This window comes from Gardnerella sp. DNF01144, assembly GCF_049244245.1.
Classification (GTDB): Bacteria; Actinomycetota; Actinomycetes; order Actinomycetales; family Bifidobacteriaceae; genus Bifidobacterium; species Bifidobacterium piotii.
Genome location: NZ_CP058390.1, coordinates 235,224 through 251,353, shown reverse-complemented (window position 1 = coordinate 251,353; position 16,130 = coordinate 235,224). Strand labels below are relative to the sequence as shown.

Below are 16,130 nucleotides of genomic sequence, written 5' to 3'. Positions count from 1 at the left end.
GAAAGCGTACTGCGTTAATATTTTTACCGAGCTTAAAATTGCTCAGCACATTTCAACAAGCCAGCCAACATCCTCACATAGACACAGTGTAAAGTGAGTAGAAGTAAGCCTTCTGATTCATAAGATCCTCAAAGCTTCCGCGCTCAATAAGCTCGCCACTTTTCATCACAAGAATCTCATCATATTGTTTAAGCGAATTAGCATCCAAGCGGTGAGTTATAACAAGTCGAAGAATTCCTTGCAAATCCAAAATAGACTGCGTTACGTTCGCGCTCGTCTCGTTATCTAGCGCACTCGTTGCCTCATCAACCAGCAGAATCTCGGACTTTTTAAGCAAGCTTCGCGCAATAGCAATACGCTGCTTTTCGCCGCCAGAAAGATGGCTACCGTTCTCACCGCACTGATAATCCTTGCCTTTAGCAGCAATCAAATCATCCAAACCAGCCAAGTGAATCACGCGATCTACCTCTGCGTCCGGGAACGGCTTAAACAGCGTAATATTATCTAAAATCGAAGCATCAAACATAAACACAGACTGCTGCATAAGAGTCGTCTTATCGTAAAGCGAACTCTTGCTCACATTGCTAAGTTCGTGATTATTCAGCTGCACGCTACCCTTATAATCCTTGTAATAGCCCATAAGCAGATTAATCAAACTACTTTTACCAGCGCCAGAAGGCCCCACTATCGCGTAAGATTTTCCATCTCGCAAAGTTAGATTTACGTTTTTCAAGACTTTATGATCCGCATCATAAGAATACGAAACATCTCGCAAAACAACGTTTTTAATAGAATCGTCAATAATCTCGCCAGAATCTTCCTTAGCGTTACTCATATAATCAGCCATCTTGCTAATAAGCTTCTTAGCGCCCTTCATCTCGCCAAGCATTTGCGGAAGACTAGAAATAGGCTGAAGTACGCCATTCATCAAATTAGTAAAAGCTAAAACCATTCCAGCAGTAATAACACCAACGTGAGCGTTAACCATCCAAGCGCCAACAAGCATCACTCCAAGCTGAGTTCCAAGGCTGGAAATTGTGCCAAGAGCAGAAACAGTAGTCATTGTTTTCTCGCGAAGATTCTTCGTATGCTCAAGCTCCATCGACTGATTTTTGTAGCGATTAATAACCTCCTGCTCCGCCTTAAAACTCTTAATAACAGAAACTCCGTTCAAAACATCCTTCGTCAGTGCCGTATAAGACTCATTCGATTTAGAAACCTGCTCCTCTCGAGTGGCGATTTCGTTAGCTGTAAGAATCGAGCACGCCATTGGAAGCACAGAAATAACAAGAGCAATAACAGTGAGCAGCGGACTGTAGTAAATCATAAGAGCTAGCGAGCTTACAAGCATAAGAACATCTTGAACAAAGTCAAAAATCTTCTTTAAATACTTTTCTTGAATACGCTCGCAATCATTAGTAAGTACAGAAAGATACGTGCCAGAATTTGCAAGCGAAAAATCACTATAACTCTTTTTTAACAGCTTTTTAATAACAGACTCTTTATACTGATTCATTGCTTTTTCAAGAAAGCGAGGATACGCGCTGCGCTTCAACGCGAAAATCAGGGAGATTGCCAGCATAAAGGAAGTGACAAGCAGCAAAATAGTAGTTAGAGAGAAGTCTCCTTTGCCAGACATATAGTCGAAAATAATTTGCAAAATCCAAGAAATAGCAGTGTAAATCATAGACAAGGCAATAAAAACTATCATCGAAAGAAAAGCTACAAGTTTGTTTTCTTTGAAAAATAGTTTTACGTAATTTTTTACGTCGGGATGCAGTGTGGATGATTGCTGATTTGCCGATGATCGCTGATTCGCCGTATTGTCAGTTTTACTCATTCTCGCTACCTCTCACTTCCTTTATACATCTCTTCTATTTCTACCATCTCTACTATCTCTTCTCTAATATCATTTTCGTAAGCAGCACTTCATAAGCTATTTGCTTATTCACTCACTACAAAGCATTGAAAGCTACACTATCATACTTATCACGATTATTAACCATTAACGTAATACTTAAACGCATTTATACGTAATGCTTGCTAGAAATAATAAGCATAGAGTTAAAAAAAAAATCAAATTAAAATGCTGATTCCGTATGTAATATCAGTGTAAACGTGTCAAATGCGCAACGCTGCTTCAATACAAAGCTCAAGAGCATACGCTTTAGAGTCTCCACCCCAATTGCGCTCATCATAATTTTCAACATCGTGCAAAGTATCTGCAGTGTAAAGAATCTCACCCCAAACAATCCCACGCATTTGTGCACAAGCCGCTAAAGCAGAACACTCCATCTCAACAACCGCGCATCCCTCCTGCTTACGACTAGCAACTTTCGTCTTAGTCTCACGGAAAAACCCATCAGTAGTCCACGTTTTAACTTCATGATAAGGCAAATTATGCGCCTGCAAGGTTTGTAAAATAGCACGTCTCGAGCGCTCTGAAACATCAACATAACGACTTGGAGGCAAATAATGATAAGAAGTCCCCTCATCCCTTAAAGCTTTATACGGAACCAGAAAAACGTTTTCCGCATAATCAACTAGAGATCCGCAAGAACCAGCACTAACAACTTCGCTAACACCGTAAGAAATCAGCCAGTCTAAGATCTGAACAGCAGCAGGAGCGCCAACTGGAGCCTGCACTAAGCAGATTTTTTGCGTTTCTTCTTCTACTTCGCTGTTTGTATTTTCTCTTACTTTTTTCTCTACTTTCTCTTCCAAAACATATATCGGATATTTTTTAGTTGCAGACTCAAAATTTGCTACAATCGTAGCTTTCCTGCTTAAAGCATACTGATCGATTTCATCGCCTAAGAAAGCAAAAACCGCTTTAGATGGAAGCTGAACGGAAATATTATCGTGATTTGGCATTAAAACTGCGCTTTTATCGGAATCATACTCTAAAATCGGTAAATCGTATTCTGCCATATAATCAGCTCCTTCACACAATCAGCTAGTTCTACAAGCCATTCAATCCTATATACCAGTATGCGCATTATCGCACAAAAATCACAAAGTAGCCAATCGCTGTAAATTCGCGGGCGATTGGCTACATTAGATATACCGTCTAGCTAAACATTTTCGCTAGCTAAGTATGCTATCGATATTCTTCTTATTGCTTAGATCATCTTCATCAAGAAAAGCCATCTGCTTTATTCCGCTTAATCTTGCAATAAGCGAAACTGGGAAAGTAACAATATTTTGATTAAGAGCGCTGATATTACTATTTACGATTCTTTTTGCTGCAGCCAGCTGCTCGTTTTCGTCGTTCACTTCTTCTTGCAAATTCAAAAATTGTTCGGAAGACTTTAATTCTGGGTAAGCTTCTGCCAAAGCAAAAATCTTCCCTATTGCATGATTCTGATTTTTCATTGCTTCACTAGAATCCGCAGAGTTTAATCCTTCTCTTAAACTCACCAAATCCACTAATGTTGTTTTTTCGTATTTTGCAAACGACTGCGCAACTTTAAGCATTTGGCAAATCGTGTCGTACCTTTTAGCGAGCGCAATGTCAACATTTTTTTGCGACTCTTCTATAATCACTCTATATTTTCTTAGTCTATTTAACGTACCAATAAACCAGCCAATAGCCACTACAAGCACTGCTGCAATAACTATTAAAATAGTTTCATAATCCATAATGTCTCCTTTATTTTTAGCCTTTTTCTAGTCTTAATTATCTCTAATTTTGCAATTTCTCTCTAATTACGCTGATTATTTCGTAATATTCAGCCAAAACATCTCTAAATCTTGCATATTCTCTTGTTAAAGATAGGTCTTCTATTCCAGATTTTCCAGGATTTCCTAATATGTACCGACCAGAATCAAAAGATGCAATAATATGCTCGCTATCTAGATATATGCAAACTCTCATTCTTTTTTGCAAATTATTCAATGCTTCTATAAAACTTGGATCTAATACAAGCTTTGTATAAAAATCGTCTGTAGAAAAGATTGAATACGAGTTATTAAACTCAATGGATTCTGTTTGAACTTCACTCTCCTCTTTTGTTTTTTTGCCATAGTATCCACTTAGTTTTTGCCCCATAAAGTTCTTTCCAGTAACGGGAACGATTCTAATGTGACCATTTATATTGGTTTTTGCGTTTATTAATAAGACTTGCCCAATAAAATCCGTTTTTTTAACAGTTTTTCCACTTTCAGTTCTAGAAAAGTGTATTGCTTGCATGTTTGAAAATTCAGTTTTAGATTCATCGCCAAAAATTATGTGTTTATTTGAATAATACCTACTCGATATTGGCAGAAGATTATTAAAAATACTGTTGTCAATTCCTTCAGAATTTTCTAATACCGTTCCAGGCAGAATCGCATTTAGAATCGGCGTTAAAACATTATTCGCATATAGCGAGCTTACATCAACCTTATTTGTTACAAAAAACTTGCCAGCAAAGCAAACAACAAAGGCAACTATTATGAGTAAAGGATATTTATAAGTAGAGTAGTCAAACGAAGGAAGATAATTGCCAACAGCACCAATAATCAGCACTACTGGTATTAATGGGATTAAACGCATTGGGTCAAAAGCGTTATTTTTTATGCCTTCTTTTAACTCATTTAGTTTCCCTTGCATTTGGGGAGATTTTTCTAATTTATTAAGTCTTTCTAAAACTTCGGGATTTGTAAACACGCTACTATGTTTTACATTCATCGTCATCTCCCTCTTATAATCGCCAATATTTTTATAACAACATCTTTATAAAAGTCATAAAAGGCTCTTATATTTTTTTATCATAAATAATCATTATTTGGAATAGTTAAATTTGTGATAGCAAAATTTGGAATAGTGAAATAGTCAAATAACGAAATAATAACAACTTTGATTTTGATATAAAAGTGATATAGCTGTTATTATTTTCAATAAAGACTTAATACAAAACAAATAACAAAGAACAAAATAACACAAAATAAACAATATAACAATTTATAACACATTAATTTTCAACTACTTTAATAACATTTCTCAAAGCGTATAATGAACTTGAATTTATTCCTTAACTGATAGGAAGTTCAAAAATGGTAAAGAAACTAAAAACTATTTGGAGCGTTAAATTAACTACCGCTTCACTCGTACTGATACCAGCCGCAATCGGCATAAATTATGTTGCAAAACTATTTGCAAGCATGCTAAAACTACCACTTTGGCTTGGCACACTAGGCACTTGCATTTCAGCTTGCTTAGCAGGACCAGTTGTAGGCGGAATTGCTGGATTTTTAACTAATATTGTTTACGGCTTAACAATTGATCCGATTTCTACAGTCTATAGCATTACAGCTGCAGCAATTGGCGTAAGCGTTGGAATCGCTGCACGATTAAAATATATGAACAAAGGCCTACACATTTTTATAACAAGTCTTATTGTTGCAGCAATCGCAATAATCATCTCTACACCTCTAAACATGATTTATTGGGGCGGAACCACTGGAAACGTTTGGGGCGACGCTGTTTTTGCAGCAATGGGATCCAAAGGCTTCTTTGCATCATTCGTAGATGAGCTTGTTGTAGATATACCAGACAAGATTGTTGTTTTGTTCCTTGCAGCTGGAATTTATAAAGTTCTTCCTAAGAGTTTAATAGCTATTTATCAATCCGATGACGAAGATCTTGATAAATAAACGTTTATCGCAAGCAAATAAATCGCATAAACGTTAAGTTCTACAAGTTTTTATAAGCACAATAAGACGAGATAGCATGAAAAGCATCAGCCTATTTGAAGATAAGCATTCGTTTCTAAACGGACTATCTGCAAAAACCAAGCTTGCATACGTAATATGCGCTACAAGCACGCCGAGTTTGCTTGGAGGCTACACTTCTTTTGCTATCTTTATTATTTTGAGCCTAATCTTACTTGCAACATCAAGGGTCCTAGCAAAAATAAAAATCGTAATACAAGTTACCGGTTTTATTATTGTAACTATTTTTATAGTTCAAACTTTCTTTAGATCGGGAAACTACACGATTTTATTCAAACTAGGACCTTTGATTGCTCGCAAGGAAGGTTTTGAAGTAGCAATGAAGATTGTGCTAAATATATTAAACATTTCGTTTGCATTTTGTGTTTTAACTCTTACAACTAAACCTTCTAATATGATGCAAGAGATGATACAAGCTGGCTTACCACCTAAAATGGGCTATGTTTTTGTCTCGCTATTTCAAATCATTCCTCAAATAACACAGCAAACTTCGACTATTGTTGACGCACAAAGAAGCAGAGGATTACAAACAAAAGGTTCCCTAATAACGCGTTTCAAAGCTTTTTTGCCTTTAATATCCCCGATTATAATGTCTTCATTTATGAGTTCTAAAGAAAGAACTATAGCTTTAGAAGTTCGCGGATTTTCGTGCAATAATCAAAAAACATTCATAAAACCATTTAAGCCAAGTAAATACAATACGCTATTTTTATGCGCTTGTTTAATCGTAATAATCGCATCTATTATTTATGCGTTACTTAATAATTTAGGATATGTAGCATGGAAGCTATTCATATAGAGCACTTAAAATATCGCTATCCTTATAGTAAAACTCTTGCACTTAATGACATTTCTTGCGATATTCATAAAGGCGAATTTATTGGAATAATAGGTGCTAATGGAGCTGGAAAATCAACATTATCTCAAGCTATTTTAGGTCTTGTTCCTAATCTTTACCACGGAGCGTACGGCGGAAAAGTCGAAGTAGAAGGTCTTAACGCAAAAACTACGCAAATAGACAGTCTTTGCAAAAAAGTTGGCTTAGTTTTTCAAAATCCTTTTAATCAAATTACTGGCTCGAAGCTTACTGTGTATGAGGAGATTGCGTTTGGGCTGGAAAATATTGGCATTGAGCAAAACGAGATGCAAAATCGCGTAGAGAAAATTATGGAAATGCTCAACATTGCGCATCTTAAAGATTGTTCTCCATACGATTTATCTGGCGGCCAAATGCAACGCATGTCTATTGCCGCTATTTTAGTTATGCAACCAGAAGTAATAATTTTAGACGAGCCAACTTCGCAGCTTGATCCTAAAGGTTCGGAAGAGGTTTTTAAGTCTGTAGAATCCTTAAAAAATCAGGGTCAAACTATTATTATGGTTGAGCACAAAATGGAAAAAATCGCGCAATATAGCGACCGCGTAATGCTTTTAAGCGAAGGAAAACTCATTGATTTTGATACTCCGCAAAAAATCTTTTCTCGCGAAGACTTGGAAGAATATGGCGTAAATCCTCCTGTTTATACTCAAATTTGCAAAAAACTTTCGTTAAAAAACAATAATGGCTTGTATCCAATAACTCTTGAGCAAACATCACAAATTTTACGCTCGCACGAAGGGAATCGATTACAATGACTCCTACTATTGAAATACGAAATGTGTCTTTTTCTCATACTCCAACATCACAAATATTCAATAATCTAAATTTGTCTTTTGCTCCTGGAGCATGCGCTATTGTTGGTCAAAATGGCACTGGAAAAACAACTTTACTTAAGATTCTTAGAGGACTTCTTACGCCGAAATCTGGAAGCGTTTTATTAAATGGTAAAGATATTTCAGAATGTACTGTTCCCTCTCTTGCTAAAGATATTGGATTCGTATTCCAGAATCCAGATGACCAGATTTTTGAATCAACTGTTATGCGCGAAGTAATGTTTGGACTTTTAAAAATTGGAATTGATAAGAGTCAAGCATTGATCCAAGCAAAAGAAAGTCTAAAACTTGTAGGACTTTTAGATAAAAGCGAGGTAAATCCTTACGATTTAAGTCTTTGCGAAAGAAAAATGGTTTCTATTGCGTCGATTTTAGCAATGGATACTCAGGTTGTTATATTAGACGAGCCTACGATTGCTCAGGACGATTGCGGCAAAAATTGTATTGAATCAATTATTAAACACCTTGTTTTGCAAGGAAAGACTGTTATAGCTGTTCTTCACGATATGAATTTTGTTGCTCGAGTATTTAATCGCGTTGTTGTGCTTTCCAATGGCAAGGTTCTTTTTGACGGCACTACGCGAGACGCATTTATGCAAGATAACATACTTTCTAGCGCACAACTAGATAAGCCAGATGTTGTTAAGCTGTGCGAAAAGTTGGGTTATGAAAATACGTTCCTATCTGTTGAAGAATTTGTGAACGATTATTTTAAGCGGAATAATCGCAAATACTAGCTTTTATTTTTACAGATTTATCTTTACAGATTTATCTTTACAGATTTATAGTTGACTTTCATATTGACGCGCTGCAATAAGCAAGCGTATACTATACACGGCTTTGATACATGGGGTTAAAGCTTTCTTGTATCAACAAAATACAATATGAATCAGGGGAATACCATGTTACAAAATTTAGGTAACGGTAAAAACATTCACTCTAACATGTCTTTGCCATTTAAAAAAATTGTATCTGGCGTAATTGTTTCGTTAAGCGTAGTTGGATTAGCATGCTCGCTAAGCGCTTGTGGATCGAATAGTGTAAAAAGCAGCGCAACGAAAACAGAAGTCAAAAAGGTAAAGAAAGTAAAAGAGTATAAGACTGAGTTCTTTATTGGCGCTAGCGAAGGCTTGGATTCCGCTGCATCCCCTGTTATTATGCACTTTATTGGTGACGATAAAAACAATAAGGACGTTGACTTTTATCATGCTGTTCTTGCAAATGATAAGCAAGACGTAATCAACATGAAGGCTGGTCATTATAAGGTAGAAGTATCTGATTGCATGTTGTCTAACGGAAGTATACTCGCAACAGATTCCGATCGATTCGACGGCGGAGTGACCATCGATAAGAATAACAATAATAAAATCGAAGTTCTTTTTGCAGACAACATTGATGCTCGAATAGTCGATGAATCCCGCGTAAACCGTTACGCAAATCTTATTAAGACTGCTCTAAAGAACGGTGACGAATCTTTGTCTGGCGAAAACGGTAAAGCTATTGCCGAAACTGTTGCTAAGAATATTAAGACGTTTGCCGATATTCGTCATATATCAGCTCCTAGTGAAAATTTCTCAGTAAATAAAACACCTCAAGGTCATACTGGTAGCACTAATACGAGCGATCCACACAAAAACACAACCACGCATCAACCTCATCGTAATGCGCAAACTCATAATGAAAGCAATCCAACTCCAAAGCCGCAACCAAAACCAGCTGTTCCTCAACCTAAGCCTAAGCCTGTAACTCCTAAGCCAAACCCTTCAACACCGCCGCAACCAAAACCTGTAACCCCTAAGCCGCATCACCCTCACCATCATCCTGTGTATCCAGTTGACCCTGCACCAAAACCAGTGCATCCGGTGACTCCAAAGCCAGTGACTCCAACACCGCGCCCAGTTCCACCTGCTCCGCATCCTGTTCCACCAGCTCCTAAGCCACAGAACGATGTGTTTAAGACTGGAAGGATGATGATTGGCTTCAGGTTCACCTATAGCGTAGAAGATGAATGGCATGGACATGATTTTGTAACCGATCCTTTCAAATACGGTATAATTAACGCTGGCAATCGTAGTGTAACATTTACGCAGGAAAAGAACCGTATGTGGTATACAGATGTCGTAAAGCCATATAGACGTCAAATGCTGCTCGCCGGCATAAATGATTGCTGCCATCCACTTTATGGTTACTACATCATCAACATGCGTACCCATACATTCACCTATGAAGTTATTGGTGAAGCTCAGGTTCCACCATACATCCCAGATGCTAACCTTCCGGGACACCGTAGGGGAACCGTTCAGGGTGGGTTCGATAACTAACCTATAAAATATAGGGGCTTGAACTGTAAAAAGTTCTTGCTCCTATATTTTTTCCCATACAAATGAACACCGGCGGCAAGCCGCCGCGGGAGGTATTTTGAGATTATATGCTTAAAATTCAAAAAAGCATACTATTTCAAAATATTAGTGAAAGGATAATATTATGCCGAATTGGGTATATAATCAAATAGAATTTCAAAATAGAGAAGATACCGAAAAAATCGCTAAATAAGCCAATACCAAAGTAGCCAATCAATGCAATTTTGCACCCAATGACTACTGGCGCACGCCTTACAATGATTTAGACAAGTTATTCAAATAATAAAAAAACTTAATCTACAATCTCATTATGAAAGAACATCAAAAAGAAATTCATATCTTGCATTATTTCTTCCCACAAAAGACTTTTAGCCCAAGATGCTTTTCTTTGATAATCCTTCCACTTTATTCTCAACACTTCACTATCTTTAATCCTATCGAAAATTTCATTCACGTTACTCAGTAAATAAAGTGTATCCCTCGTTTGAGAAGTAGCGTAAAAAGCTTTAGCAATCTCTTCTTTCTTAAAGGCATTATCTCCTTGAGACACTCTAAGAGCATGCAAATCATAAAAGTCTCGCATTCTAGTGTTAAATTCTTCCCTCACAAGAATTGTTTGCAACTTTTCCGCTAAAATCGTTGCAATTGGATAAGTCAACAAAGAGATAGATTCTGAGAACATTAAAGGCAATTCTGCTTCCATAGCAGATGGAGTAATAGCATGCCCAGTTGAAATATCGATTTTAACAGGAGTTTTTGTACCATCAAAATCTGCAATTAGGCCAGCTCGAACCCCTGGATAGTCAGATTCTTGCATAATAGAATCAAGTGTTTGCAGCGTAAATTTAACACCGTCATCAATATTAATAGATATTACATCTGATATAAAAATACGCACATCATCTTCACTAAGAGAAATATTTTGCATAGTTGTATCAATATCCATTGTCGTACGAAGATTTACGCCAACAAGATAAGAAATCAGCATTCCACCTTTTAGAACAAAATTGTCTTTATAGTGCGAGTGAGAAACACGATCTAAAAAACGCTCCATCATATATATGCGCATTAGCACGCGAGGATCTACACCCTTTTGGAGTGCAACATTCTTTATTTTTGCTTTAAGCTGGTTAGCATCCTTCATTCTCATAGTAACACCTCCAAATATTGTGATATCAACTTTGAAACCCTAAATTTTTTAGCGTAGTCACTCAGTATATCAAGTCGCTTATCCCTTCTTTTAACATAAGCTTTTAATGCACCAAATACTATCTGTTCATCTATTTGAGAACGAGAACGCAAAATATCGCAAATTGTGCGCTCTAAATCATAAGAAGGTACAAGATTGCCGTCAGGTGACTTAAGATTTTTCTTACCAATTCCTAAATAATTTGGTTTTATATAAAACACCCTAACACCAGTATTAATTAGACTACTTGCATTATAAGTTGACGGAACAGTCACTGTTAAAGAAGAAGGTTCTCTATCAGTCAAATTATGTAGAAGAAGGGCAGATTCATGTGAAAAAACAGCAACAGATGTGCGCTTTGAGAATAAATTCATTTCATCATTCCACAAATTGCTCTTAACGTAAACACCTTTTGATACGCGTTCTAAGCTTTCATCTTTAATAAATCGATAAACACTAGATGGGCTAATTCCAAGTTCTTTGATGACACTACCAATGCTTAAAACTTGCTTTTTCTCCATGTAATTGCGCAATTGATCTTTTAACATTTGCCCACCCACTTAATGACACGTTTACGCTGATTTAATACATTATATCAGCATAAACGTATCAAATGCGCAAGCAAATCGTAAAGTGCAAATAGCCAAACCACATTTAACCAAATCACAAAGTAGCCAATCAATGCAATTTTGTGCTTAATGGCTACTTGCGCCAAACAGAAACATTAACGCAGAAAAAGTAGTACATATCAAATTTGACAAACACAAATCCATTCGCTATAGTCTTCACTTATCACCATTTCGACGAGTAAAGGAGTGCACATGTATCATACAAATATGATGACAAATTGTTGTTGTAACGTATGCTGTTGCGCATTTCTTAATCGAAATGATGTTTGCAAACACTAAGTATGCATCATCTAGCCTGTGTTAAAAGCATCTACGTTAAAACACAGCAAATTACGATTCAAGAAACAGCGCGCTGTTTCTTTTTTTATGCCAAAATTCGAATATAACGTCAAAAAACAACAATTTAATACGTATTAATGTTAAAACGAATAAATATTAAACGAATAATGGCATCTTTAGAAACAACTAATAAATAATCACTTTATTAATAAAAATTGTTTTTTAAAAATTAAAAACAAAACAGAAACAAATTAAACAAAACAAACAAGTAAGGGGAAATATTATGTCTAATATTTACAAGTCCGTGCAAGAACTCGTAGGAAACACTCCACTTATGGAGCTTACACACATTGAAAAAGAGTACAATCTAGCAGCAAAAATCCTTGTAAAACTCGAATACTTTAACCCAGCAGGCTCCGTAAAAGACCGAATTGCAAAGCAGATGATTGAAGAAGCAGAAGCCGAAGGCACGCTTAAACCAGGCTCAGTAATCGTTGAGCCAACTTCTGGAAATACTGGCATTGGTCTTTCAATGATTGCGCAGACAAAAGGATACAAAAGCATTATTGTAATGCCAGAAAGCATGTCTATTGAACGCCGAAAACTTATGAAAGCATACGGCGCCGAGCTCGTACTCACCCCAGCTAAAGATGGAATGAAAGGCGCAATTGCCAAAGCGAAGGAAATCGTTGAAAACACGCCAAACGCGTGGACCCCAGGGCAGTTTACCAATCAAGCAAATGTGCACGCGCACTACAAAACAACAGGTCCAGAAATTTGGCAAGACACTGATGGAAACGTGGATATGCTCATTGCTGGCGTTGGAACAGGAGGCACAATCACAGGTACTGGCACATACCTAAAGGAGCAAAATCCGCAGCTTGAAGTAATCGCAGTAGAACCAGCCGACTCCCCTGTGCTCGCAGGTGGCAAGCCAGGAGCGCACAAGATTCAAGGAATCGGCGCAGGATTCGTGCCAGACGTGCTCAACCAAAACATTTATAATCGCATTGTTCACGTAACAAATGAAGACGCAATCGAAAGCGGCAAGCTTATAAGCAAAAAAGAAGGTGTGCTAGTGGGTATTTCTTCTGGAGCTGCAATCTGGGCAGCAATCCAAGAAGCAAAAAGAGAAGAAAACAGGGGAAAAACCATCGTTGCAATACTGCCAGATTCAGGAGATCGATACTTGTCTACAGCATTATTTGAAGACTAACTACATTTAGGAGCGCTACTGTAAATACGCAAGTTTTGATTAAATAATATATGGATAATAAATGGATAATAAATAACATTATTAGATAATGATCAAAACTGTAGAATAAAGAAAATAGCAAAATAACGGGAGAAATGTATGAGTGATCGCCTTGACCTTATAAATCAACTAAACTCAATTAACGATTCAGACATAAGGCAAGCTACATTCATACCTAATTACCGCAATATTATTGCACTCATACATGCGACTCAGGCTCTACTTTTGCCTGAGTTGCATGTGCGCAATGAAATCAACGATGCTACACAACTCAACGCTAGTTTGAATAATAACGCTAGTTTGAATACCGTTACTTCAAACGCATTAGACACTATAGAACGCATTATATTTCACGAACTTCAATGCTACACAAGCAACACAATTAAAATTCGAGAAACTTGCGATCAATTTATAAATACTCTTCCTACAATTAAAAAGTTACTTTTAACAGATATTCAAGCCATGTATGAAGGCGATCCTGCTTGCACAAGCAAAGTAGAAGTAACGCTCGCATACCCTGGTTTTTATGCAATGCTTATTCACCGCACAGCTCACGCACTCTACGAACTTAACGTACCGCTAATTCCTAGACTTATGAGCGAATATGCACACAGAAAAACTGGAATCGACATTCATCCAGGAGCAAAAATTGGCGCATATTTCTGCATAGATCATGGAACTGGTATTGTAATCGGCGAAACAACTGTAATCGGCGAGCATGTTAAGCTTTACCAAGGTGTAACTCTGGGTGCAAAAAGTTTTGCGCTAGACGAGAATGGAAATCCTGTAAAAGGCGGAAAGCGGCATCCAAATATTGGAAATAATGTTGTAATTTACGCAAACGCAACAATCTTAGGCGGAGAAACCACAATCGGCAGCGGAAGCATAATCGCAGCAAACGCGTGGATTAACCGCAGCATTCCTGCAAACACAACCTACCACTTTCCTAAAGCCTAATACGCTATTATGCTCTGTCTTTTATAAAACCGCAGCACTCGATTTCTGCTAACTCAATAAAACCAGCAGACTTATAAAAAGCAATAGTTTTTTCAGTACAATCCGTAGTCAATTGAATTTGACGAACATTCGGGTAACAATCCACAATCGCATTTAACAAAGCAGAGCCTATTCCCTGCCTTTGATACTCTGGCAAAACAAGAATATCTTGAATAAGAACAACCGTATATCCGTCACCAACAGCTCTAGCAATGCCAACCAGCTCATCATTTTTATACGCAGCTAAGACCTTGAGCGAATTATTAAAGCCATTTTCTAAGGCGGGTAAATCATCTGTATATGAAGACCAGCCAACGGAATCATATAGTCTTAAAATATCTTTGCTATTATATTTTTTATACTCTTTTATTTGCACGTCTGTTAAATTCATTTACAATAACACCTCGCAAAACATAGCAAAAGTACGCGATTCTAAAACGTAAAAATGTAAAAACATAAAAACGTAAGAACGCGTACTTGTAAGAATACTTAGTAACCGCTACAACAGATGCAACGGTTGCAACAGCTACAACAGCTACTTGTTAAGTTGCACAGTCTCGTGATCCATGCCCATCTTAAACTTAAGACCTGCACGCTGCCACATGCGATATTCACCAACCGCCGTAAAGAGAACATCTGTGGAAGAGTTAAGCGCAGTTTCGCACGAATCTTGAATCACGCCAATAATAAGGCCAATTGCAACTACTTGCATAGCAATATCATTTGAAATACCAAACGACGAGCACGCAAGAGGTATAAGCAAAAGCGAGCCACCAGCTACACCAGATGCACCTGCAGCGCTAACAGCAGAGAGAGCAGACAGAATCACAGCTGTTGGAATATCAACATAAATCCCAAGAGTGTGAGCAGCGCACAAAGCCATAATCGAAATCGTTATAGCAGCACCACTCATATTAATGGTTGATCCAAGCGGTATGGAAACAGAGTAATTGTCTTTATTAAAACCGAGTTTTTCGCACAAATTCATATTTACAGGAATATTTGCCGCAGAAGAACGCATAAAGAACGCTGTAACTCCCGAATCGCGCAATGTTCTCAATACAAGAGGATACGGATTCTTGCCAGTAAGAACAAAAACCAAAATAGGATTTACAATCAAAGCAACAACAGCCATAGTGCATACTAACAAGGCAATAACGGAACCGTATTCACTAAAAATACGAAGACCATTGCTTGCCACTGTTGTATAAACAAGACCCATAATGCCAAAAGGTGCTGCGTTAATAATCCAGTGAACAATTTTTCCAATAGCAGAAGAAACGTTGTCAAAGAATGCTTTAGTGGAAGGCTCAGCCAAGCGAAGTGCTACGCCAAATGCGATTGCCCAGAATAAAATACCAATAAAGTTTCCCTTTGCAAGAGCATCTACAGGGTTTACAACAATATTTAACACAAGAGAATTAAGAACTTCGCCGATTCCTTGAGGAGATGGCGAAGATGCTGCTTCAACATGCGCAAAAGTGAAGTCAACAGGGAAAATCATAGCTGCGCAAACAGCTATAAGGCTTGCAATAAACGTAGAGAGCGCATACAACACGATTACAAGATTCATGTTTCCAACACTTTTTGCTTTTGCAAGCGCGCCAATCACAAGGCAAAATACCAAAATCGGCGCAACGGATTTAAGTGCGCTCACAAACAGCTTTCCCATAAGATCTAGCACGTAAACGTGAGATGGCACAAAAAGACCAAGTGCAGCGCCTAGAAAAAGACCAATAACAATACGAAGAATAAGGTCAATGCTATTCCACTTTTGAAGAATCTTGTGCATGAGAGTCTCCTGTAATTTAGTTTGTGCAGAATATTTTATACTCTTTTATTTGTATTCATACTCGCAAGATTTTCTATTTTTACATATTATACACATGCATGCATACATATGCAAATCGTTAGGTTTTAGCGATTTAACAATGCCTTTTGCTTAAAAATAGTCTTTATTAGTCCTTATTAATCGTCATTAATCGTCATTAATC

15 protein-coding genes are annotated in these 16,130 nt (G+C 37.4%); 7 read left to right on the top strand and 8 right to left on the bottom strand.

All coding sequences use genetic code 11. The features are described from left to right. Positions 1–73: 73 nt before the first annotated feature. The 4 genes from HXT36_RS00960 to HXT36_RS00945 form a co-directional block, all read right to left on the bottom strand. Positions 74–1,840 carry an ABC transporter ATP-binding protein gene (locus HXT36_RS00960; protein ID WP_020973405.1) on the bottom strand — a complete coding sequence of 589 codons (1,767 nt, stop codon included), beginning with the start codon at positions 1,838–1,840 and terminating at the stop codon, positions 74–76. Positions 1,841–2,121: 281 nt separating this feature from the next. Continuing rightward, a complete protein-coding gene (locus HXT36_RS00955; RefSeq protein ID WP_421778897.1) occupies positions 2,122–2,931 on the bottom strand; it encodes a nucleoside phosphorylase in 810 nt (269 codons plus the stop codon). A gap of 156 nt (positions 2,932–3,087) precedes the next feature. Beyond that, complete coding sequence (locus HXT36_RS00950; RefSeq protein ID WP_020973403.1) at positions 3,088–3,642, bottom strand: LemA family protein; 555 nt, start codon at positions 3,640–3,642, stop codon at positions 3,088–3,090. Between the two features lie 43 nt (positions 3,643–3,685). Next, entirely contained in the window at positions 3,686–4,672 is a 987-nt protein-coding gene (locus tag HXT36_RS00945) for a DUF3137 domain-containing protein (RefSeq protein WP_421778895.1), read from the bottom strand. Positions 4,673–5,037: 365 nt separating this feature from the next. Between HXT36_RS00945 and HXT36_RS00940 the strand changes: the two genes are divergently transcribed. The 5 genes from HXT36_RS00940 (at position 5,038) to HXT36_RS00920 (ending at position 9,749) form a co-directional block, all read left to right on the top strand. After that, positions 5,038–5,637 (top strand): hypothetical protein, encoded by a 600-nt coding sequence (locus tag HXT36_RS00940; RefSeq protein ID WP_016799393.1) that lies wholly within the window; start codon positions 5,038–5,040, stop codon positions 5,635–5,637. Between the two features lie 76 nt (positions 5,638–5,713). Beyond that, positions 5,714–6,514: an energy-coupling factor transporter transmembrane component T family protein gene (locus HXT36_RS00935; protein ID WP_421778892.1), complete on the top strand. Its 801-nt coding sequence runs from the start codon at positions 5,714–5,716 to the stop codon at positions 6,512–6,514. After that, positions 6,496–7,350, top strand: a complete 855-nt coding sequence (locus HXT36_RS00930) for an energy-coupling factor ABC transporter ATP-binding protein (RefSeq protein ID WP_421778889.1) — start codon at positions 6,496–6,498, stop codon at positions 7,348–7,350. Before HXT36_RS00935 ends, HXT36_RS00930 begins: the two co-directional genes overlap by 19 nt. Further along, complete coding sequence (locus tag HXT36_RS00925; RefSeq protein ID WP_421778887.1) at positions 7,347–8,165, top strand: energy-coupling factor ABC transporter ATP-binding protein; 819 nt, start codon at positions 7,347–7,349, stop codon at positions 8,163–8,165. Before HXT36_RS00930 ends, HXT36_RS00925 begins: the two co-directional genes overlap by 4 nt. A gap of 165 nt (positions 8,166–8,330) precedes the next feature. Next, positions 8,331–9,749, top strand: coding sequence for a hypothetical protein (locus HXT36_RS00920; RefSeq protein ID WP_421778885.1), 1,419 nt, complete (start codon positions 8,331–8,333; stop codon positions 9,747–9,749). 331 nt (positions 9,750–10,080) lie between these two features. Here the strand turns inward: HXT36_RS00920 and HXT36_RS00915 are convergent, their stop codons facing one another. Together HXT36_RS00915 and HXT36_RS00910 are read right to left on the bottom strand one after the other, a co-directional pair. Continuing rightward, a complete protein-coding gene (locus HXT36_RS00915) occupies positions 10,081–10,938 on the bottom strand; it encodes a nucleotidyl transferase AbiEii/AbiGii toxin family protein (protein ID WP_421778883.1) in 858 nt (285 codons plus the stop codon). Beyond that, positions 10,935–11,525, bottom strand: a complete 591-nt coding sequence (locus tag HXT36_RS00910) for a type IV toxin-antitoxin system AbiEi family antitoxin domain-containing protein (RefSeq protein WP_421778881.1) — start codon at positions 11,523–11,525, stop codon at positions 10,935–10,937. Before HXT36_RS00910 ends, HXT36_RS00915 begins: the two co-directional genes overlap by 4 nt. A gap of 643 nt (positions 11,526–12,168) precedes the next feature. Here HXT36_RS00910 and cysK point away from each other — a divergent pair. Both cysK and epsC read left to right on the top strand, forming a co-directional pair. Continuing rightward, on the top strand, positions 12,169–13,101 hold the full coding sequence (gene cysK, locus HXT36_RS00905) for a cysteine synthase A (protein ID WP_128813997.1): 933 nt from the start codon (positions 12,169–12,171) through the stop codon (positions 13,099–13,101). Positions 13,102–13,239: 138 nt separating this feature from the next. Then, the gene (gene epsC, locus HXT36_RS00900; RefSeq protein ID WP_128813996.1) at positions 13,240–14,097 is read left to right on the top strand and encodes a serine O-acetyltransferase EpsC; all 858 of its coding nucleotides are present in this window, start codon (positions 13,240–13,242) and stop codon (positions 14,095–14,097) included. Positions 14,098–14,104: 7 nt separating this feature from the next. Here epsC and HXT36_RS00895 read toward each other — a convergent pair whose 3' ends face one another. Next, positions 14,105–14,527 (bottom strand): GNAT family N-acetyltransferase, encoded by a 423-nt coding sequence (locus HXT36_RS00895; protein ID WP_018638233.1) that lies wholly within the window; start codon positions 14,525–14,527, stop codon positions 14,105–14,107. A 144-nt stretch (positions 14,528–14,671) separates the two neighbouring features. After that, the gene (sstT, locus tag HXT36_RS00890) at positions 14,672–15,928 is read right to left on the bottom strand and encodes a serine/threonine transporter SstT (RefSeq protein ID WP_421778878.1); all 1,257 of its coding nucleotides are present in this window, start codon (positions 15,926–15,928) and stop codon (positions 14,672–14,674) included. Between the last annotated feature and the right edge of the window lie 202 nt (positions 15,929–16,130).

What these genes read in the sequence shown, in the direction of transcription:
- HXT36_RS00950 (WP_020973403.1), bottom strand. Translation starts at nt 3,642, where the DNA reads ATGGATTATGAAACTATTTTAATAGTTATTGCAGCAGTGCTTGTAGTG.
- HXT36_RS00925 (WP_421778887.1), top strand. Translation starts at nt 7,347, where the DNA reads ATGACTCCTACTATTGAAATACGAAATGTGTCTTTTTCTCATACTCCA.
- HXT36_RS00945 (WP_421778895.1), bottom strand. Translation starts at nt 4,672, where the DNA reads ATGAATGTAAAACATAGTAGCGTGTTTACAAATCCCGAAGTTTTAGAA.
- HXT36_RS00935 (WP_421778892.1), top strand. Translation starts at nt 5,714, where the DNA reads ATGAAAAGCATCAGCCTATTTGAAGATAAGCATTCGTTTCTAAACGGA.
- HXT36_RS00910 (WP_421778881.1), bottom strand. Translation starts at nt 11,525, where the DNA reads ATGTTAAAAGATCAATTGCGCAATTACATGGAGAAAAAGCAAGTTTTA.
- cysK (WP_128813997.1), top strand. Translation starts at nt 12,169, where the DNA reads ATGTCTAATATTTACAAGTCCGTGCAAGAACTCGTAGGAAACACTCCA.
- HXT36_RS00930 (WP_421778889.1), top strand. Translation starts at nt 6,496, where the DNA reads ATGGAAGCTATTCATATAGAGCACTTAAAATATCGCTATCCTTATAGT.
- sstT (WP_421778878.1), bottom strand. Translation starts at nt 15,928, where the DNA reads ATGCACAAGATTCTTCAAAAGTGGAATAGCATTGACCTTATTCTTCGT.
- HXT36_RS00915 (WP_421778883.1), bottom strand. Translation starts at nt 10,938, where the DNA reads ATGAGAATGAAGGATGCTAACCAGCTTAAAGCAAAAATAAAGAATGTT.
- HXT36_RS00960 (WP_020973405.1), bottom strand. Translation starts at nt 1,840, where the DNA reads ATGAGTAAAACTGACAATACGGCGAATCAGCGATCATCGGCAAATCAG.
- HXT36_RS00940 (WP_016799393.1), top strand. Translation starts at nt 5,038, where the DNA reads ATGGTAAAGAAACTAAAAACTATTTGGAGCGTTAAATTAACTACCGCT.
- HXT36_RS00920 (WP_421778885.1), top strand. Translation starts at nt 8,331, where the DNA reads ATGTTACAAAATTTAGGTAACGGTAAAAACATTCACTCTAACATGTCT.
- HXT36_RS00895 (WP_018638233.1), bottom strand. Translation starts at nt 14,527, where the DNA reads ATGAATTTAACAGACGTGCAAATAAAAGAGTATAAAAAATATAATAGC.
- HXT36_RS00955 (WP_421778897.1), bottom strand. Translation starts at nt 2,931, where the DNA reads ATGGCAGAATACGATTTACCGATTTTAGAGTATGATTCCGATAAAAGC.
- epsC (WP_128813996.1), top strand. Translation starts at nt 13,240, where the DNA reads ATGAGTGATCGCCTTGACCTTATAAATCAACTAAACTCAATTAACGAT.